At 63.4% G+C, this 14,357-nt stretch carries 13 protein-coding genes; 9 read left to right on the top strand and 4 right to left on the bottom strand.

Features of this window, described 5'->3' with window-relative positions; genetic code table 11:
- Window positions 1-13: 13 nt before the first annotated feature.
- Together ilvD and A4R29_RS16040 are read left to right on the top strand one after the other, a co-directional pair.
- Complete coding sequence (ilvD, locus tag A4R29_RS16045; RefSeq protein WP_024503842.1) at window positions 14-1,738, top strand: dihydroxy-acid dehydratase; 1,725 nt, start codon at window positions 14-16, stop codon at window positions 1,736-1,738.
- The gene (locus tag A4R29_RS16040) at window positions 1,725-2,564 is read left to right on the top strand and encodes a tetratricopeptide repeat protein (RefSeq protein ID WP_013531284.1); all 840 of its coding nucleotides are present in this window, start codon (window positions 1,725-1,727) and stop codon (window positions 2,562-2,564) included. The genes ilvD and A4R29_RS16040 overlap by 14 nt, the downstream gene beginning before the upstream one ends.
- 50 nt (window positions 2,565-2,614) lie before the next feature.
- Here the strand turns inward: A4R29_RS16040 and A4R29_RS16035 are convergent, their stop codons facing one another.
- The 4 genes from A4R29_RS16035 to erpA form a co-directional block, all read right to left on the bottom strand.
- Window positions 2,615-2,869, bottom strand: coding sequence for a hypothetical protein (locus A4R29_RS16035; protein WP_244506831.1), 255 nt, complete (start codon window positions 2,867-2,869; stop codon window positions 2,615-2,617).
- Between the two features lie 135 nt (window positions 2,870-3,004).
- Window positions 3,005-3,799, bottom strand: a complete 795-nt coding sequence (gene xth, locus A4R29_RS16030; protein ID WP_013531286.1) for an exodeoxyribonuclease III — start codon at window positions 3,797-3,799, stop codon at window positions 3,005-3,007.
- Between the two features lie 17 nt (window positions 3,800-3,816).
- Window positions 3,817-4,212, bottom strand: coding sequence for a VOC family protein (locus A4R29_RS16025; RefSeq protein WP_063172326.1), 396 nt, complete (start codon window positions 4,210-4,212; stop codon window positions 3,817-3,819).
- A 1-nt stretch (window position 4,213) separates the two neighbouring features.
- Window positions 4,214-4,561 (bottom strand): iron-sulfur cluster insertion protein ErpA, encoded by a 348-nt coding sequence (erpA, locus tag A4R29_RS16020; protein WP_013531288.1) that lies wholly within the window; start codon window positions 4,559-4,561, stop codon window positions 4,214-4,216.
- Window positions 4,562-4,651: 90 nt separating this feature from the next.
- Between erpA and A4R29_RS16015 the strand changes: the two genes are divergently transcribed.
- From A4R29_RS16015 to A4R29_RS15985, 7 genes are all read left to right on the top strand, one after another.
- Entirely contained in the window at window positions 4,652-5,866 is a 1,215-nt protein-coding gene (locus A4R29_RS16015) for a deoxyguanosinetriphosphate triphosphohydrolase (protein ID WP_063172325.1), read from the top strand.
- Window positions 5,867-5,941: 75 nt separating this feature from the next.
- Window positions 5,942-7,699: an arginine--tRNA ligase gene (argS, locus tag A4R29_RS16010; RefSeq protein ID WP_027160434.1), complete on the top strand. Its 1,758-nt coding sequence runs from the start codon at window positions 5,942-5,944 to the stop codon at window positions 7,697-7,699.
- Window positions 7,700-7,802: 103 nt separating this feature from the next.
- A complete protein-coding gene (locus tag A4R29_RS16005; RefSeq protein ID WP_063172324.1) occupies window positions 7,803-11,171 on the top strand; it encodes an SPOR domain-containing protein in 3,369 nt (1,122 codons plus the stop codon).
- A gap of 133 nt (window positions 11,172-11,304) precedes the next feature.
- On the top strand, window positions 11,305-12,324 hold the full coding sequence (gene nagZ / locus A4R29_RS16000; protein ID WP_063172323.1) for a beta-N-acetylhexosaminidase: 1,020 nt from the start codon (window positions 11,305-11,307) through the stop codon (window positions 12,322-12,324).
- 61 nt (window positions 12,325-12,385) lie between these two features.
- Entirely contained in the window at window positions 12,386-13,186 is an 801-nt protein-coding gene (locus A4R29_RS15995) for a segregation and condensation protein A (RefSeq protein ID WP_013531293.1), read from the top strand.
- Window positions 13,183-13,950 carry an SMC-Scp complex subunit ScpB gene (gene scpB, locus A4R29_RS15990; RefSeq protein ID WP_063172322.1) on the top strand — a complete coding sequence of 256 codons (768 nt, stop codon included), beginning with the start codon at window positions 13,183-13,185 and terminating at the stop codon, window positions 13,948-13,950. Before A4R29_RS15995 ends, scpB begins: the two co-directional genes overlap by 4 nt.
- A gap of 170 nt (window positions 13,951-14,120) precedes the next feature.
- Window positions 14,121-14,342 carry a twin-arginine translocase TatA/TatE family subunit gene (locus A4R29_RS15985; protein WP_013531295.1) on the top strand — a complete coding sequence of 74 codons (222 nt, stop codon included), beginning with the start codon at window positions 14,121-14,123 and terminating at the stop codon, window positions 14,340-14,342.
- The last annotated feature ends 15 nt before the right edge of the window (window positions 14,343-14,357 follow it).

Below are 14,357 nucleotides of genomic sequence, written 5' to 3'. Positions count from 1 at the left end.
GGCAAGGAAGAGTATGGACGCCAAAGTCATCTCCAAGGCTAAGCTCCCTAGCCGCTATGTGACCGTCGGTCCGGCGCGTGCGCCGCATCGTTCCTATCTCTATGCCATGGGTTTGTCGGCGGCCGAGATTGCGCAGCCGCTGGTCGGGGTCGCCTCCTGCTGGAACGAGGCGGCGCCCTGCAACATTTCGCTGATGCGCCAGGCGCAGGTGGTCAAGAAGGGCGTCGCGGCCGCCAGCGGCACGCCGCGCGAATTCTGCACCATCACCGTCACCGATGGCATCGCCATGGGTCACCAGGGCATGAAGTCGTCGTTGGTGTCGCGCGAGGTCATCGCCGATTCGGTCGAGCTCACCATGCGCGGCCATTGCTATGACGCGCTGGTTGGGCTCGCCGGCTGCGACAAGTCGCTGCCCGGCATGATGATGGCCATGGTGCGGCTCAACGTGCCGTCGATCTTCATCTATGGCGGTTCGATCCTGCCCGGCAGCTATCGCGGCCGCCAGATCACCGTGCAGGATGTTTTCGAGGCGGTCGGCCAGCACTCAGTCGGCACGATCAGCGATGACGAACTGCTTGAGATCGAGCAGGTCGCGTGTCCCTCGGCCGGTTCCTGCGGCGCCCAGTTCACCGCCAACACCATGGCGACCGTCGCCGAGGCGATCGGCCTGGCGCTGCCCTATTCCTGCGGCGCGCCGGCACCCTATGAAATGCGCGACCGGTTCAATTTCGCCTCGGGCGAAAAGATCATGGAGCTGATCGCCAGAAATATCCGGCCGCGCGACATCGTCACGCTGAAGGCGCTGGAGAATGCGGCGACCGTGGTCTCGGCTACCGGCGGTTCGACCAACGCGGCACTGCATCTGCCGGCGATCGCGCACGAGGCCGGCATCAAGTTCGACCTGTTCGACGTGGCCAAGATCTTCGAGAAGACGCCTTACATCGCCGACCTCAAGCCGGGCGGCAAATATGTCGCCAAGGACATGTTCGAGGCCGGCGGCATTCCGCTGCTGATGAAGACCCTGCTCGATCACGGCTATCTGCATGGCGATTGCATGACGGTGACTGGCCGCACTTTGGCCGAAAACATGCAGCACGTTGTCTGGAATGAGCATCAGGATGTGGTCCGCCCGGCCAACAGACCCATTACCCAAACCGGCGGTGTCGTGGGCTTGAAGGGAAACCTGGCCCCCGAAGGCGCGATCGTGAAGGTCGCCGGCATGGCGGAGTTGAAATTCTCCGGTCCGGCCCGCTGCTTCGATTCGGAAGAGGAATGTTTCGAGGCGGTGACGCATCGCAACTACAGGGAAGGCGAGGTTCTCGTCATTCGCTACGAAGGACCGCGCGGCGGCCCCGGCATGCGCGAAATGCTGTCGACGACGGCAGCACTTTACGGCCAGGGCATGGGCGGCAAGGTGGCGCTGATCACCGACGGGCGCTTCTCGGGCGCGACGCGCGGTTTCTGCATCGGCCATGTCGGCCCCGAAGCAGCCGTGGGTGGCCCGATCGGACTGCTCAGGGATGGTGACGTGATCTCGATCGACGCGGTGAACGGCACGATCGATGTGGCGTTGTCCGATAGCGAACTGGCGGCGAGGGCAAAGACATGGAAGGCGCGCGCGACCGATTATCAGTCGGGCGCGATATGGAAATATGCACAGACGGTAGGGCCGGCGCGCGATGGCGCGGTGACCCATCCGGGCGGTGCGAAAGAAACACACTGTTATGCGGACATCTGAGTTGTTGAGGTCATCTGTCTTTTCGGCACTGGTCGTGGCCGCCACGTTTGGCGCGACCTTTGGCGCCGTCGGCCAGGCCATGGCCTTCGACGACAAGGTGTTCGACGACAAGACCGGGGTGAAGCCGCAATCGAGCCCCTGGGCGGTCTTCCAGTTCGGCTTCTCCGCCTACAAGAACGGCCACAAGGAGCAGGCTGCCGAGGCCTACAAATACGCCGCCGAAAACGGCCAGATCGGCGCCACCTGGAAGCTTGCCCGCATGTATGCCGAGGGCGACGGCGTGGCGCGCGACGACTATGAGGCGTTCAAGTTCTTCTCCGAGATCGTCGACCAGGATGTCGAGCCCGGCTCGCCCGAGGAAAGCTATGTCTCCGATGCGCTGGTGGCGCTTGGCGACTATTTGCGCACGGGCATTCCCGGCAGCCCGGTCACCGAGAACGAGGTGGCGGCCCAGGAATACTACATGCGCGCGGCTGCCAACTACCGTAACCCGAACGCACAGTTCGAGATGGGGCAGATGTTCCTGAAGGGCGAGGGCGGGGTGAAGGCCAGTGTCAAGCAGGCCGGGCGCTGGTTCCAACTCGCCGCCGAGAAAGGCCATGCCGGCGCCCAGGCGACGCTGGGCCATCTGTTGTTCCAGAGCGGCAAGATCGTTCGCGGCCTGGCGATGATGACGGCAGCGCTCGAACGCGCTTCGCCGGCTGACCAGCCCTGGATCCGCGGCATGCAGGAAGAGGCATTTGCCACCGCCGGCGAGGCCGACCGTCGCACCGCCATCTCGCTGGCCGATGATATCCTCACCAAGGGCAACAACGCGGACCAGTAGTTTTGCTGGCGGCTGAACTGCCGATCTCCCCCACGAAGCGGGAGATTGGCTCAGTTCGCGATCGGCTCCGTCGGCACCATGCTGGGCGCCGGCGTCGAGATCGGCGTGACATGGGGGTGTGGCGCCAGCGTGTTTTCCGGGCAGCTATCCCCGATCTTCGTCCACGAGGTGTTGTTGAGCACCATATCGCAGCGGGCCAGATGGCTCTGCTCGGCCACCGTCAGGCAGGCGACCTGACCGATCTGGTAGGATTTTCCATTGGCCAGGCATTCCTGGTCGGCAAATGCCGTACCAGGAACGGCCATGGCAAATGCCAGGCCAATGGGACAAAGATGAAATCGTGTGCTCATGGAACCCCAGCCGCCATGCTGGTCTGCAATGAACGGCGCGAAATGTGGCGATATGAGGGTTCAGCGCAGACGGGCCCGGCGAGGGTTCTCTCAAGCCGGCTGAAGCGCGAGATCGATCGCCACCGGGACATGGTCGGACGGTTTTTCCCAAGCGCGCACATGCTTTTCGATAGAGGCCGATGAGAATCGGTTGGCGGCTTCCGGCGACAAAAGCAGGTGGTCGATACGGATGCCGTTGTTCTTCTGCCAAGCGCCGGCCTGATAGTCCCAGAACGTATAAGTGTCGCGCGCGTCGGTGACCGCGCGCACCGCCTCGGTGAAACCAAGATTGAGCAGCCGACGGAAGGCCTGTCGCGTCTGCGGCTGGAACAGGGCGTCGCCCAGCCAATTCTCCGGAAACCGCGCGTCGATCGGCTCGGGAATGACGTTGTAGTCGCCGGCGAGCACCAGAGCCTCCTCAAGTCTCAGCCGTTCTTCGGCCCAGCGCTCAAGCCGCGCCATCCAGGACAGCTTGTAAGGAAACTTCTTCTCGTCATCGATCGGATTGCCGTTCGGCAGATAGAGCGAGGCGACACGCAAGGCGCCCTTGTCGGTTGAGAAAACGCCTTCGATGAAACGCGCCTGTTCATCGGCATCGTCGCCGGGCAGGCCCCTGATCACCTCGTCGAAGCGCAGCTTCGACAACAGCGCGACGCCGTTGAAACCCTTTTGGCCATGGGTTTCGACATTGTAGCCAAGCGCCTCGATCTCGGCGCGCGGGAACTGCTCGTCGACCGTCTTGATCTCCTGCAGGCAGACGATGTCGGGTGCGCTCTCGGTCAGCCAATGGGTCAGGTTGCCGATGCGGGCGCGGACACCGTTGATGTTCCAGGTGACGATTTTCATGGCGGTCTCGATGCTGTTCAGTTGGGCTCTTGCGGCGGATGGCGTTCGACGAGGCCGATCGTATTGCCAGCCGGGTCCTTTAGGAAGGCCATCCATTCGCTTTCCCCCGCTGGACCGAACTGGCCGTCCGTGTCGCGATGGACAAGCGTTGGCGGCGCGGTGAAAGGCACGCGGGCGGCAGCAGCCGAGGCATGGAACTGATCAAGGCCCGATATGTCGAGATAGACGGTTCCGGCCGGTACGCCGTCGGTGAACAGCAGCCTGATTTCTCCGGCCATGATGAAGGCGATGCCCGGCGGATCGAAGCGTGCATGGACAGCCATGCCCAGCACGTCGCGCCAGAAAGCCAGCGTCACGTCGAGGTCACGACCAGCCGACAGCGCGATCTGACGGACCGCACCGATGGCAGGCATTCTATATGGAGAAACTCGTGCCGCAGCCGCAGGAGGCGACGGCGTTCGGATTGCGGATCTGGAACGACTGGCCCATCAGATCGTCAACGAAATCGATCACAGAGCCGCCCATATAGACCAGCGACAAATCGTCGATCAGCACGGTGGCGCCGTCCTTCTCGATGGCTACGTCGTCGTCGTTGCGCGTATCGACCAGATCGAACTTGTAGGAAAAGCCCGAGCAGCCGCCGCCTTCGACCGAAACGCGCAGCGCCGTCTTGCCGGCTTCGTTCGAGACAATCCTGGCGATCCGCTTGGCGGCGGCCTCGGTCATATCGACTTTCATGGCAGTCTTGGCATCAGCGCCCATGGGCGTCACCTTGCTTTCGGTTTCACATGATAGGTATGAAGCGCGAGGGGCCAAGTCAACCTGGCTAAGTCAAACGCGGCAGCATCAGCCATGACCAGTGAGTTGGGCGACATCGGATTCGGCTATCGGCCACGCGCCGCCTATGCCTGCGATCCGGCAAACTCGCGCGGACGGCTGTTCGACGAGGTGGAGAGCCCGACCCGCACGCCATTCCAGCGGGACCGTGACCGTATCATCCATTCGACGGCCTTCCGGCGGCTGAAGCACAAGACGCAGGTCTTCATCGCCCATGAAGGCGACCACTATCGCACCCGGCTGACCCATTCGATCGAAGTGGCGCAGATAGCGCGCGCCCTGGCACGGGCGCTGCGCGGCGACGAGGATCTGGCCGAGGCGGTGGCGCTGGTGCATGATTTCGGCCACACGCCCTTCGGCCACACCGGCGAGGACGCGCTCAACGAGAAGATGGCCGCCTGGGGCGGCTTCGACCACAACGCCCAATCGCTACGCATCGTGACAAGGCTGGAGGCGCGCTACGCCGAATTCGACGGGCTCAACCTGACCTGGGAAACGCTGGAAGGCCTGGTCAAGCACAATGGGCCGCTGACGGATGCCAACGGCAAGGGTCTGAAAGGGCCGGTGCCACAGGCGATCCGTGATTATTCGCAACTGCACGATCTCGAACTTGACCGGTTCGCCGGCATCGAGGCGCAATGCGCGGCGATCGCCGACGATATCGCCTACAACACGCATGACATCGACGACGGGTTGAGGGCAGGGCTCTTGAGGCTGGACATGCTGGAGACGGTTTCGCTGCCGGGAACGATCCTGAAAGGCGTGCGCGAACGCTATCCCTCCCTCGATGCCGTGCGCACCGGCCACGAACTGATGCGGCGGCAGATAACGGCCATGGTCGAAGACGTGATCAGGTCGACGACCGCCAATCTCGATCGCATCAGGCCGCCGAGCGCCGATGCAGTGAGGGCAGCTGGCGAGACGATGGTGGTTTTCTCGGCCGAAATGGCTGCCCTGGAGAAGGAACTGAAGGCCTTTCTGTACAAGCACCTCTACCGGCACGCGGAGGTTATGCGGGTGCGCGCGGATGCCGAGCAGATCGTCAAGGATCTGTTCGACGCCTATTTCGCCGATCCGCGCGCCATGCCGGATGGCTGGCGCGAGGGGCTGGATCGGGCCGATGATCGCATCAAGGCGCGCAGCGTCGCCGACTTCCTGGCGGGTATGACCGACACCTACGCGCTCAAGGAACACCGGCGTTTGTTTGACCATACGCCTGAATTGGGCTAGGGCGGGCTCGATTTTGCCGGCCAACGAGCCGGATTCGCTGCAAAGCCGCCAGAGCCAGACCCCAGAGTCACACAAATGAACATCTTCGCCGATTTCACCGCGCGAATCATAAAAGCCGTCGAAGCGCTTGATCTGAAAGACAAAGACGGCATTTCGCCTGACCTGTCGCGCATTGCCGTTGAGCCGCCGCGCGACGCCAGCCATGGCGACCTGGCGACCAATGCGGCGATGGTGCTGGCCAAGCCGACCGGCCAGAACCCGCGCGCGCTGGCCGAAAGACTGGCGCAGGCGCTGCGCGACGACAAGGATGTCGCGGCAACAGAGGTGGCCGGCCCCGGTTTCGTCAATCTCAGGCTGAAGGACGGCTTCTGGCAGACACATCTGACCGCACTGCTCGGCGAGGGCCGCAACTATGGCCGCTCGATGGTTGGCGGCGGCAGGAAGACCAATGTCGAATATGTCTCGGCCAATCCGACCGGACCGATGCATGTCGGCCATTGCCGGGGTGCTGTCGTCGGCGATGCACTTGCCAATCTGATGGCCTTCGCCGGTTACGACGTGACCAAAGAATACGTCATCAACGACGCCGGCTCGCAGATCGACGTGCTCGGCCGTTCCGCATTCCTGCGTTACCGCGAAGCGCTGGGTGACGACATCGGCGAGATTCCGGGCGGGCTTTATCCGGGTGATTACCTGGTGCCAGTTGGTCAGGCGCTGGTCGCGGAATTCGGCCGCTCGCTGCTGCAGATGCCCGATGACGAGGCGCTCGCCATCGTCAAGGATCGCACCATCGATGCGATGATGGCGATGATCCGCGAGGACCTGGCGATGCTCAACGTGCATCACGACGTGTTCTTCTCCGAGCGCACGCTGCACGCCGACAATGCCAGGAAGATCCGATCCGCGATCAACGATCTGACGCTGAAGGGCCATATCTACAAGGGCAAGCTGCCGCCGCCCAAGGGCGAGAAACCCGACGATTGGGAGGACCGCGAGCAGACGCTGTTCCGCTCGACCGCGGTCGGCGACGACATGGACCGGGCGCTGGTCAAGTCGGACGGCTCATTCACCTATTTCGCCGCCGACGTTGCCTATCTCAAGGACAAGGTCGATCGCGGCTTCGTCGACCTGATCTATGTGCTCGGCGCCGACCATGGCGGCTACGTCAAGCGGCTAGAGGCCCTGGCGCGGGCGATTGCCGGCGAAGAGGTCAAGCTCACCGTGCTGCTTTGCAATCTGGTCAAGCTGTTTCGCGAGGGCGAACCGGTGCGTATGTCGAAGCGGTCGGGCGATTTCGTGACGCTGCGCGAAGTGGTGGAGGAGGTGGGCCGCGACGCGATCCGCTTCATGATGCTCTATCGCAAGAACGATGCGCCGCTGGATTTCGATTTCGCCAAGGTGACCGAGCAGTCCAAGGACAATCCGGTGTTCTATGTCCAGTACGCCTCGGCGCGCTGTCATTCGGTGTTCCGGCAGGCGAGCGAGCAACTGGGCGAAGCCAATTTCGACCGCAACAGCCTGGCGTCGGCCGCGGCATTGCTGACCGACGAGGGCGAGATCGGCCTGATCCGCAAGCTTGCCGAATACCCGCGGCTGATCGAGTCCGCCGCCCTTGCGCTCGAGCCGCATCGGCTGGCATTTTACCTCTATGATCTGGCTTCCAGCTTCCACGGGCACTGGAACCGTGGCACGGATAATCCGGACTTACGTTTTGTTAAGGTTAACGACCGACAATTGACGCATGCCAGACTAGGGCTGGTGCAGGCTGTTTCGGACGTTTTGACGTCCGGCCTGACGTTGATCGGGGCCGCCGCGCCCACTGAAATGCGTTAGGTTTGACTAAATAACCTGTCACCTTTTGCCCACATTGCGCTGGTAAGGGCCAACCCTACGCGACGTCCATGGCGTCCGAATGAGTGCGAGTTCGGGAACAATAATGGCAGACAGAACCCAGCTGAGAGTAGCCGACAACAACGACATCGCTGAGGATGATCCGTTCGCGGAACTGACCAGGATCATGGGATTCGACCCGCGCCAGCCGGTCAGGCCGCAATCGCCCGCCCAGCCGCAGGCCCCAGCCGCCGATCACGGGCTCGAAGAGGGCGATTTCGATATCGATCTCGAGAAAGAAATGATGGGCGAGTTCGGCGCTGACGACAGCGACGCCGCTCCGGTTGTTCAGGCTCATGAGCCGACTTTCGTGCATGAGCCGGCATTCGAAGCGGCTGACGCCAGCGCGATGGACGACGAGCTTTCGGTGTCGCTCGACGACGATTTCGAACTGGATATGGCTGAGATCGACGACCACGTCGCCGGCGCCAGCCATGCGGTCGCCGCTGAAGCCGTGCCGTCCGTCGAGCCCGCTTTCGCGTCCGATATTGGCGATGCCGTCGCCGGTTCGCTTGAGGACGTGTCCCCCTTCGAGGACGATCAGTCGATGGCAGACGAGCTTGCCGCCTCGCTCGATCAGGACCTTCGGATCGATGAGGAAGCCGAAGAGGCCCTGTACAGCGTTGCCGATACGCCCGCTTCTGTCGAGCCGGTTGCCTCCGATGACGAATTCGACGATGCGGTGGCAATGTCGCTTGAAGACGAGCTGATGCTCGACGACCATTCGGCGGCGGAACAGTCATTCATGGCCGCCGATCCCGTCGAGCATGCCATGCCGGAGCAGGCGGCGGCGCTTGACGGCCAGGCAATCTCCGACGAGAGCTTTGCTGGCCTCGACGATGCCATGGCCGATGTCGACATGGATTTCGACGTTCGCGCGGATGAGCCGATCGCCTTCGACGAGCCGGAAGCGCATGAAGTGCTTGCCGATGCTGCGGACTCAACAAGCGAGATTTCCAACCCTGAAGGCCTGTCGGACGATGCCTTCGACCTGAACTTTGACGATTCGTTCGCCGAAACGGTCGAAGAGCCGGTCGCCGAAGTTGCTGCCGCTACGGTCCAGCCGGCGGCGCCAGAAGCCAATGTCGCGCCGGCGGTGCACGCCCCGATTGCGGACGAACGGAGCCTGGAAGACGAGTTGAATGCGCTGCTGGGCGCCATGACTTCCCGCACGGCGCCGGTGGCCAGCGAGTCGGTCACGGCTCAGCCCGCTGTCGCTGCCCCGCCGCCTGTTGCCCAGCCTGCCGAGGAACCGGCCGACCTTGTCGGCGACCTCGACTGGGATCTTGACGAAACCACGCCTGAGCAGAATCGACATGTTGGCACGGCCCAAGCGGCCGACGCGGATATTGACGATCTTATGCTTGATGAACTCCAGGATCCGAACTCGGACACCATTGGCGATGTCGATTTCGACGATGATGCGTTGGAGGCGGCTTTGGCCCAGGGCCTTGATCCGCGTGATGAAGCCGCTCCCCGGGACAATTCGGCGGATTCTTTCGATTGGCTTGCGGAGCGTTCCCAACCGACAGAGCCGACGCGTTCGTGGAGCCGCGTGACGCCGGTTCCGCAGCAGCCGTCATTCAGCACGCAGCCTACGTTTAGCGCTCAGCCGGCCGCTTCGGTGGCATCATCCATGGCCGCAGCGCCGGCAGTCGCCGCCATGACGTCCTATGGTTCGTCCGAGCCGGTCGAAACCTTGGCTCCCGCTGCCCCAGTATCGGCGCCGCAATCGCGCCAGCCGGCGCGTTACGAAGACATGCCCGATGTCGAGACGGTCGATGTGCCCGAGCGTGTCGTGGCGCTGGCGGACGATCTCGATATCCCCGAACTGCACTTCGAGGAAGACCAGCCGGCGTCGCCTGGCTATGACGATCTCGATGCCGAGTTCTCCAGCCTTCTCTCCGAGATGAACGCGGTGGAGGTGACTGCCGCCCCAGCAAGCAACGCGGCCGGCGCGTCTTACGATGATGGCTCCTATGCCGCGGGCTTCAGGCCGGGCTATGACGGGGTCAAGCCGGGCTATGACAGCCTCAAGCCGGGCTATGACGGGGTCAAGCCGGGCTATGACGGGATCAAGTCGGGCTATGAGCCGGAAGCGCGAACCTATGCGGCGCGGCCGATGGAAATGTCTGCCCGCGCGGCGCCGCCCACGGGTTATGCCGACGCCTCGGGCTACGACCTCGACAACCTGCCGGGGAGCCAGCCGGCTTCCCAAGCCGATGATTTCACCGTCGATGAACTCGACTACGATCCCGAACTCGACGAGGAGATGGCTGTTCCGGGTCTCGGCGAGCGTGAGGCCGCAAGGCCGTCGCGCGGACGCGGCCTGTTCATCGCCGCCATTGTCGGCGCGGTCGCGGTCGCGGGCGGTCTCGGTGCCTTTGCGCTGTCCTTTGGCGGCAAGGGCGGCAGCGAAGCGCCCGTCATCGTCAAGGCCGACAACGCGCCGATCAAGGTCAAGCCGGAGAATCCGGGCGGCGCCGTGGTGCCCAACCAGGACAACAAGGTCTACGACGCGGTCAGGGGCGCCAAGCCCGCCGAGCCGGTCCAGGAAAAGCTGGTCACCAACACCGAAGAGCCGGTGGACGTGCAGGCGAAGGACCCGGCCCGCGCCATCGATCTTTCGCCGGACCAGAATGCAGCCGGCGCTGGAACCGATGTCGGCAATGCCGCGCCGATGGCCGGCGCTGCTTTGGCCGACAATACGGCGCCAGCTCCCAAGTCCGAGGACCGCATCGCGCAGGTGCTGCAGGATGCAGACAAGGGTACAAATGCCGATGTCGTCGCCATTGCACCGCGCAAGGTGAGGACTATGGTGGTCAAGTCGGACGGTTCGCTGGTGCCGCGTGAAGATCCGGCGGCGCCCGCCGCTCCGCAAGTGGCCGCTACCGAGCCGGTCGATCCGGCGCCGCAGCATGTCGCCCCGGCGGCGCAAGCCGATGCCGACCAGACCGGTACCGTGGCGCCTGCCGCCGCCCAGGCGGACGACGAGCCGGCCCTCAAGCCGGTGGCCAAGCCGAAGGCCGAGGCCAAGGCCCAATCGGCCAACACGCCGGCAAAGGTTCCGCTCGCGCCGCAGCGTCCGTCCGACCAGCCGGTCGATGTCGTCGGCGAGGTCAAGCCCGATCAGGTTGCGTCCATCGATCCGGCATCGACCGCGGCCGGCGGTGGCTCGTGGTCGATGCAGATCGCCTCGCAGCCGACCGTCGAAAGCGCCCAGTCCAGCTATCAGGATCTGCAGCGCCGCTATGGCAGCGTGCTTGCCGGGCGTACCGCCAACATCGTCAAGGCCGAGATCGCCGGCAAAGGCACGTTCTACCGCGTGCGCGTTCCGGCCCAGTCACGCAATGACGCGATCAATTTGTGCACCAGCTACAAGGCCGCCGGCGGCAACTGCTTCGTCTCGCGCTAAAGCCGGAGTCAACCGATTGAAAGCCGGCGCGGTCCACCGCGCCGGCTTTTTTCATGGGGAAAGCAGATCCGGCGTTGCCGTGAATGAATCCCTGGCGATTCCCTTTGATCGCACAAAGCCCTAAACTGCCGACATGACCGAATCAAAATCCATGATCCTCGGCTGCGCCGGGAAATCGCTCACCCGCGAAGAAATCAATTTCTATCGCAATGAATGCCCGTGGGCCTTCATCCTGTTTGCACGCAACATCGGCGAGACCGAACAGATCCGCGATCTGGTCGCCGAGATGCGAGACTGCATAGGGCGTCCGGACGCGCTGGTGTTCATCGATCAGGAAGGCGGCCGTGTGCAGCGCTTGCGGCCGCCGCTGGCGCCGAATTATCCCGCCGGCGGCGCGCTGGGCGCGCTGTGGCGCGACGATCATGATGCCGGCGCCCGCGCGGCCTGGCTGATGGCGCGGCTGCATGCTTTCGACCTGTTACGCTACGGCATCACAGCCGATTGCCTGCCGGTGCTCGACGTGCCGATCGAAGGCGCCAGCGATGTCATCGGCGCGCGTGCCTACGGCAAGGACCCGCGACCGGTGATCGAGCTCGGCCGCGCAGCCGCGGAAGGGCTGATATCGGGCGGCGTGCTGCCGGTCATGAAGCATATTCCGGGCCATGGACGTGCCTTTGCCGACACGCATTTTGAACTGCCAGTGGTCAATGCCTCGCTCAGTGATCTGCAGCGGCATGATTTCGCCCCGTTCAAGGAGCTTAGCCATCTGCCGATGGCGATGACAGCGCATGTCGTCTACAGCGCGATCGACCCGAACAATCCGGCGACCACCTCCGGCAAGGTCATCGACGAGATCATCCGGCGCGAAATCGGCTTCGACGGACTGCTGATGAGCGACGACACATCGATGAAGGCACTTTCTGGGGATTTCCCGACAAAGGCGGCCTCGATCCTTGCGGCGGGCTGCGATCTGGTCCTTCACTGCAACGGCGTTTTCGAGGAGATGGCCGGCATCGCATCGCGCACCACTGGGCTTGAGGGCACGTCGCTGGAGCGCGCCAAGCGGGCGCTGACCTATATAAAGGACTGTGACACGGTCGAAGAAACCGAAATACGCGCCGAATTCGCCACCTACTTCGATGCGGTGGCATAGCAAGGGAAAGTGACAGGCAGTGGCGGAGACATTGGAAAGCAAGGCCGCGAAGGCCGCACCGATGGACCGTCTGTGGGCCGAAAATGACGATTCACGCGTCACCGGCGACCCGTCGCTGGTCGTCGACGTGGCCGGCTTCGAAGGTCCGCTCGATCTTCTGCTGCATCTTGCCCGCACCCAGAAAGTCGATCTGGCGCGCATTTCGATCCTGGCGCTGGTCGAGCAATATCTGACCTTTGTCGAGACGGCGAGGGCGCTCAGGCTGGAGCTTGCCGCCGACTATCTGGTGATGGCGGCATGGCTGGCCTTCCTCAAGTCCAAGCTCCTGATCCCCAAGCAGCCAGGCGACGAGGGCGAAAGCGGCGAGGAACTGGCGGCGGTGCTGCAGTTCCGACTGAAGCGGCTGGAAGCCATGCGCGACGCCTCGGCGCGTCTGGTCAACCGCAACCGGCTCGGCCGCGACGTGTTCGCGCGCGGCATGCCGGAAATGGTCATCATCGAAAAGCGCAACGCCTATTCTGCCTCGCTCTACGATCTCTTGACCGCCTATGCCCAGCAGCGCCAGAAGCAGGCGATCAACAATGTGACCATCGCCAGGCGCGGTGTCTGGTCGCTCAAGGACGCGCGCGACATCCTGACCCGCCTTGTGGGAGCCGTGAGCGACTGGACGACGATGGAGAGTTTTCTGATCGCGTACATGACCAGTCCCGAGGAGCGGCGCACGGCGATCGCGAGCTCGTTCGCTGCCACGCTGGAACTGGTGCGCGAAGGCAAGATGGATGTGCGGCAGGATCAGACGTTCGCGCCGATCTACCTGCGCGGCCGAACGCAGACAATCAAGGCAGTCGAGGTGGCATCATGAGCGAACGCGCCAACGCTTCGGTTGTGCCGTTCAAAGTCGGCGATGAACCCGAAGAGGGCCTGCTTTCCCAAGATCCGGCCGAGCAGCAGCTACAAAACCCGGCCGAACGGCTGCATCTGGCCGAGGCTGTGCGCATGGCCGAGGCGATCGTGTTCGCCAGCGCCGAACCCGTCAGCGAAAAGCAGCTTGCGGCACGCCTGCCGGACGGCATCAACATCGCCCTGGCCATGGCCGAACTGCAGCAGATCTATGCGCGGCGCGGCGTCAATCTGGTGCGTGTCGGCGATGCCTGGGCGTTCCGCACCGCCGGCGACCTGGCTTTCCTGATGAGCAGGGATACCGTCCAGCAAAGGAAGCTCTCCCGCGCGGCTCTCGAAGTGCTGGCGATCATTGCCTATCACCAGCCGGTGACGCGTGCCGAGATCGAGGACATCCGCGGCGTCGAAACCTCGAAAGGCACGCTCGACACGCTGCTGGAAACGGAATGGGTGCGCATGCGCGGCCGGCGAAAGACACCCGGACGCCCGGTCACCTACGGCACGACGGAGACCTTCCTCGATCATTTCGCGCTGGAAGAGATCCGCGATCTGCCCGGCATGGAGGAACTGAAGGGGGCCGGCCTGCTTTCGGGCCGCATGCCGTCGAATTTCTCCATTCCGCAGCCGCCGGCCGATCCCGATGCATTGACCGACGACGAGGATGCGCTCACCGATATCGATCTCGAGGAACTCGGCCTGCTGACGCCGCGCGTCACGGAAGATTGACTGGCATTGGCGGCCGATCTGTCGAGGATGCGCGGATTCGTAGCGGGGCCGCCGCGTCGAAAATGCGTGACATCCGCCACCCTTTCATAAACTCTGTCGCAGTTGTGTTTGAATCCCAACGCGAAAACGCATAGATCATCGCCAGGGAAAACATTCGAGAGAGATTTGCTATGGGTTCATTTTCGATTTGGCACTGGATGATCGTGCTGGTGATCGTGCTTTTGGTGTTCGGCCGCGGCAAGATTCCCGAGCTGATGGGCGACATGGCCAAGGGCATCAAGAGCTTCAAGAAGGGCATGGCCGACGACGACGTTGCCGAAGACAAGCGCACCGTCGAACATCGTGCCGACGAGACCGTTGCGGCCGCGAAGGAAAAGGCCAGCAAGAGCTGAGCCCAAAGGTTCTAG

It is taken from the genome of Mesorhizobium ciceri biovar biserrulae, assembly GCF_001618845.1.
Taxonomy (GTDB): domain Bacteria; phylum Pseudomonadota; class Alphaproteobacteria; order Rhizobiales; family Rhizobiaceae; genus Mesorhizobium; species Mesorhizobium ciceri.
This window is presented reverse-complemented; position numbering and strand designations above follow the sequence as displayed.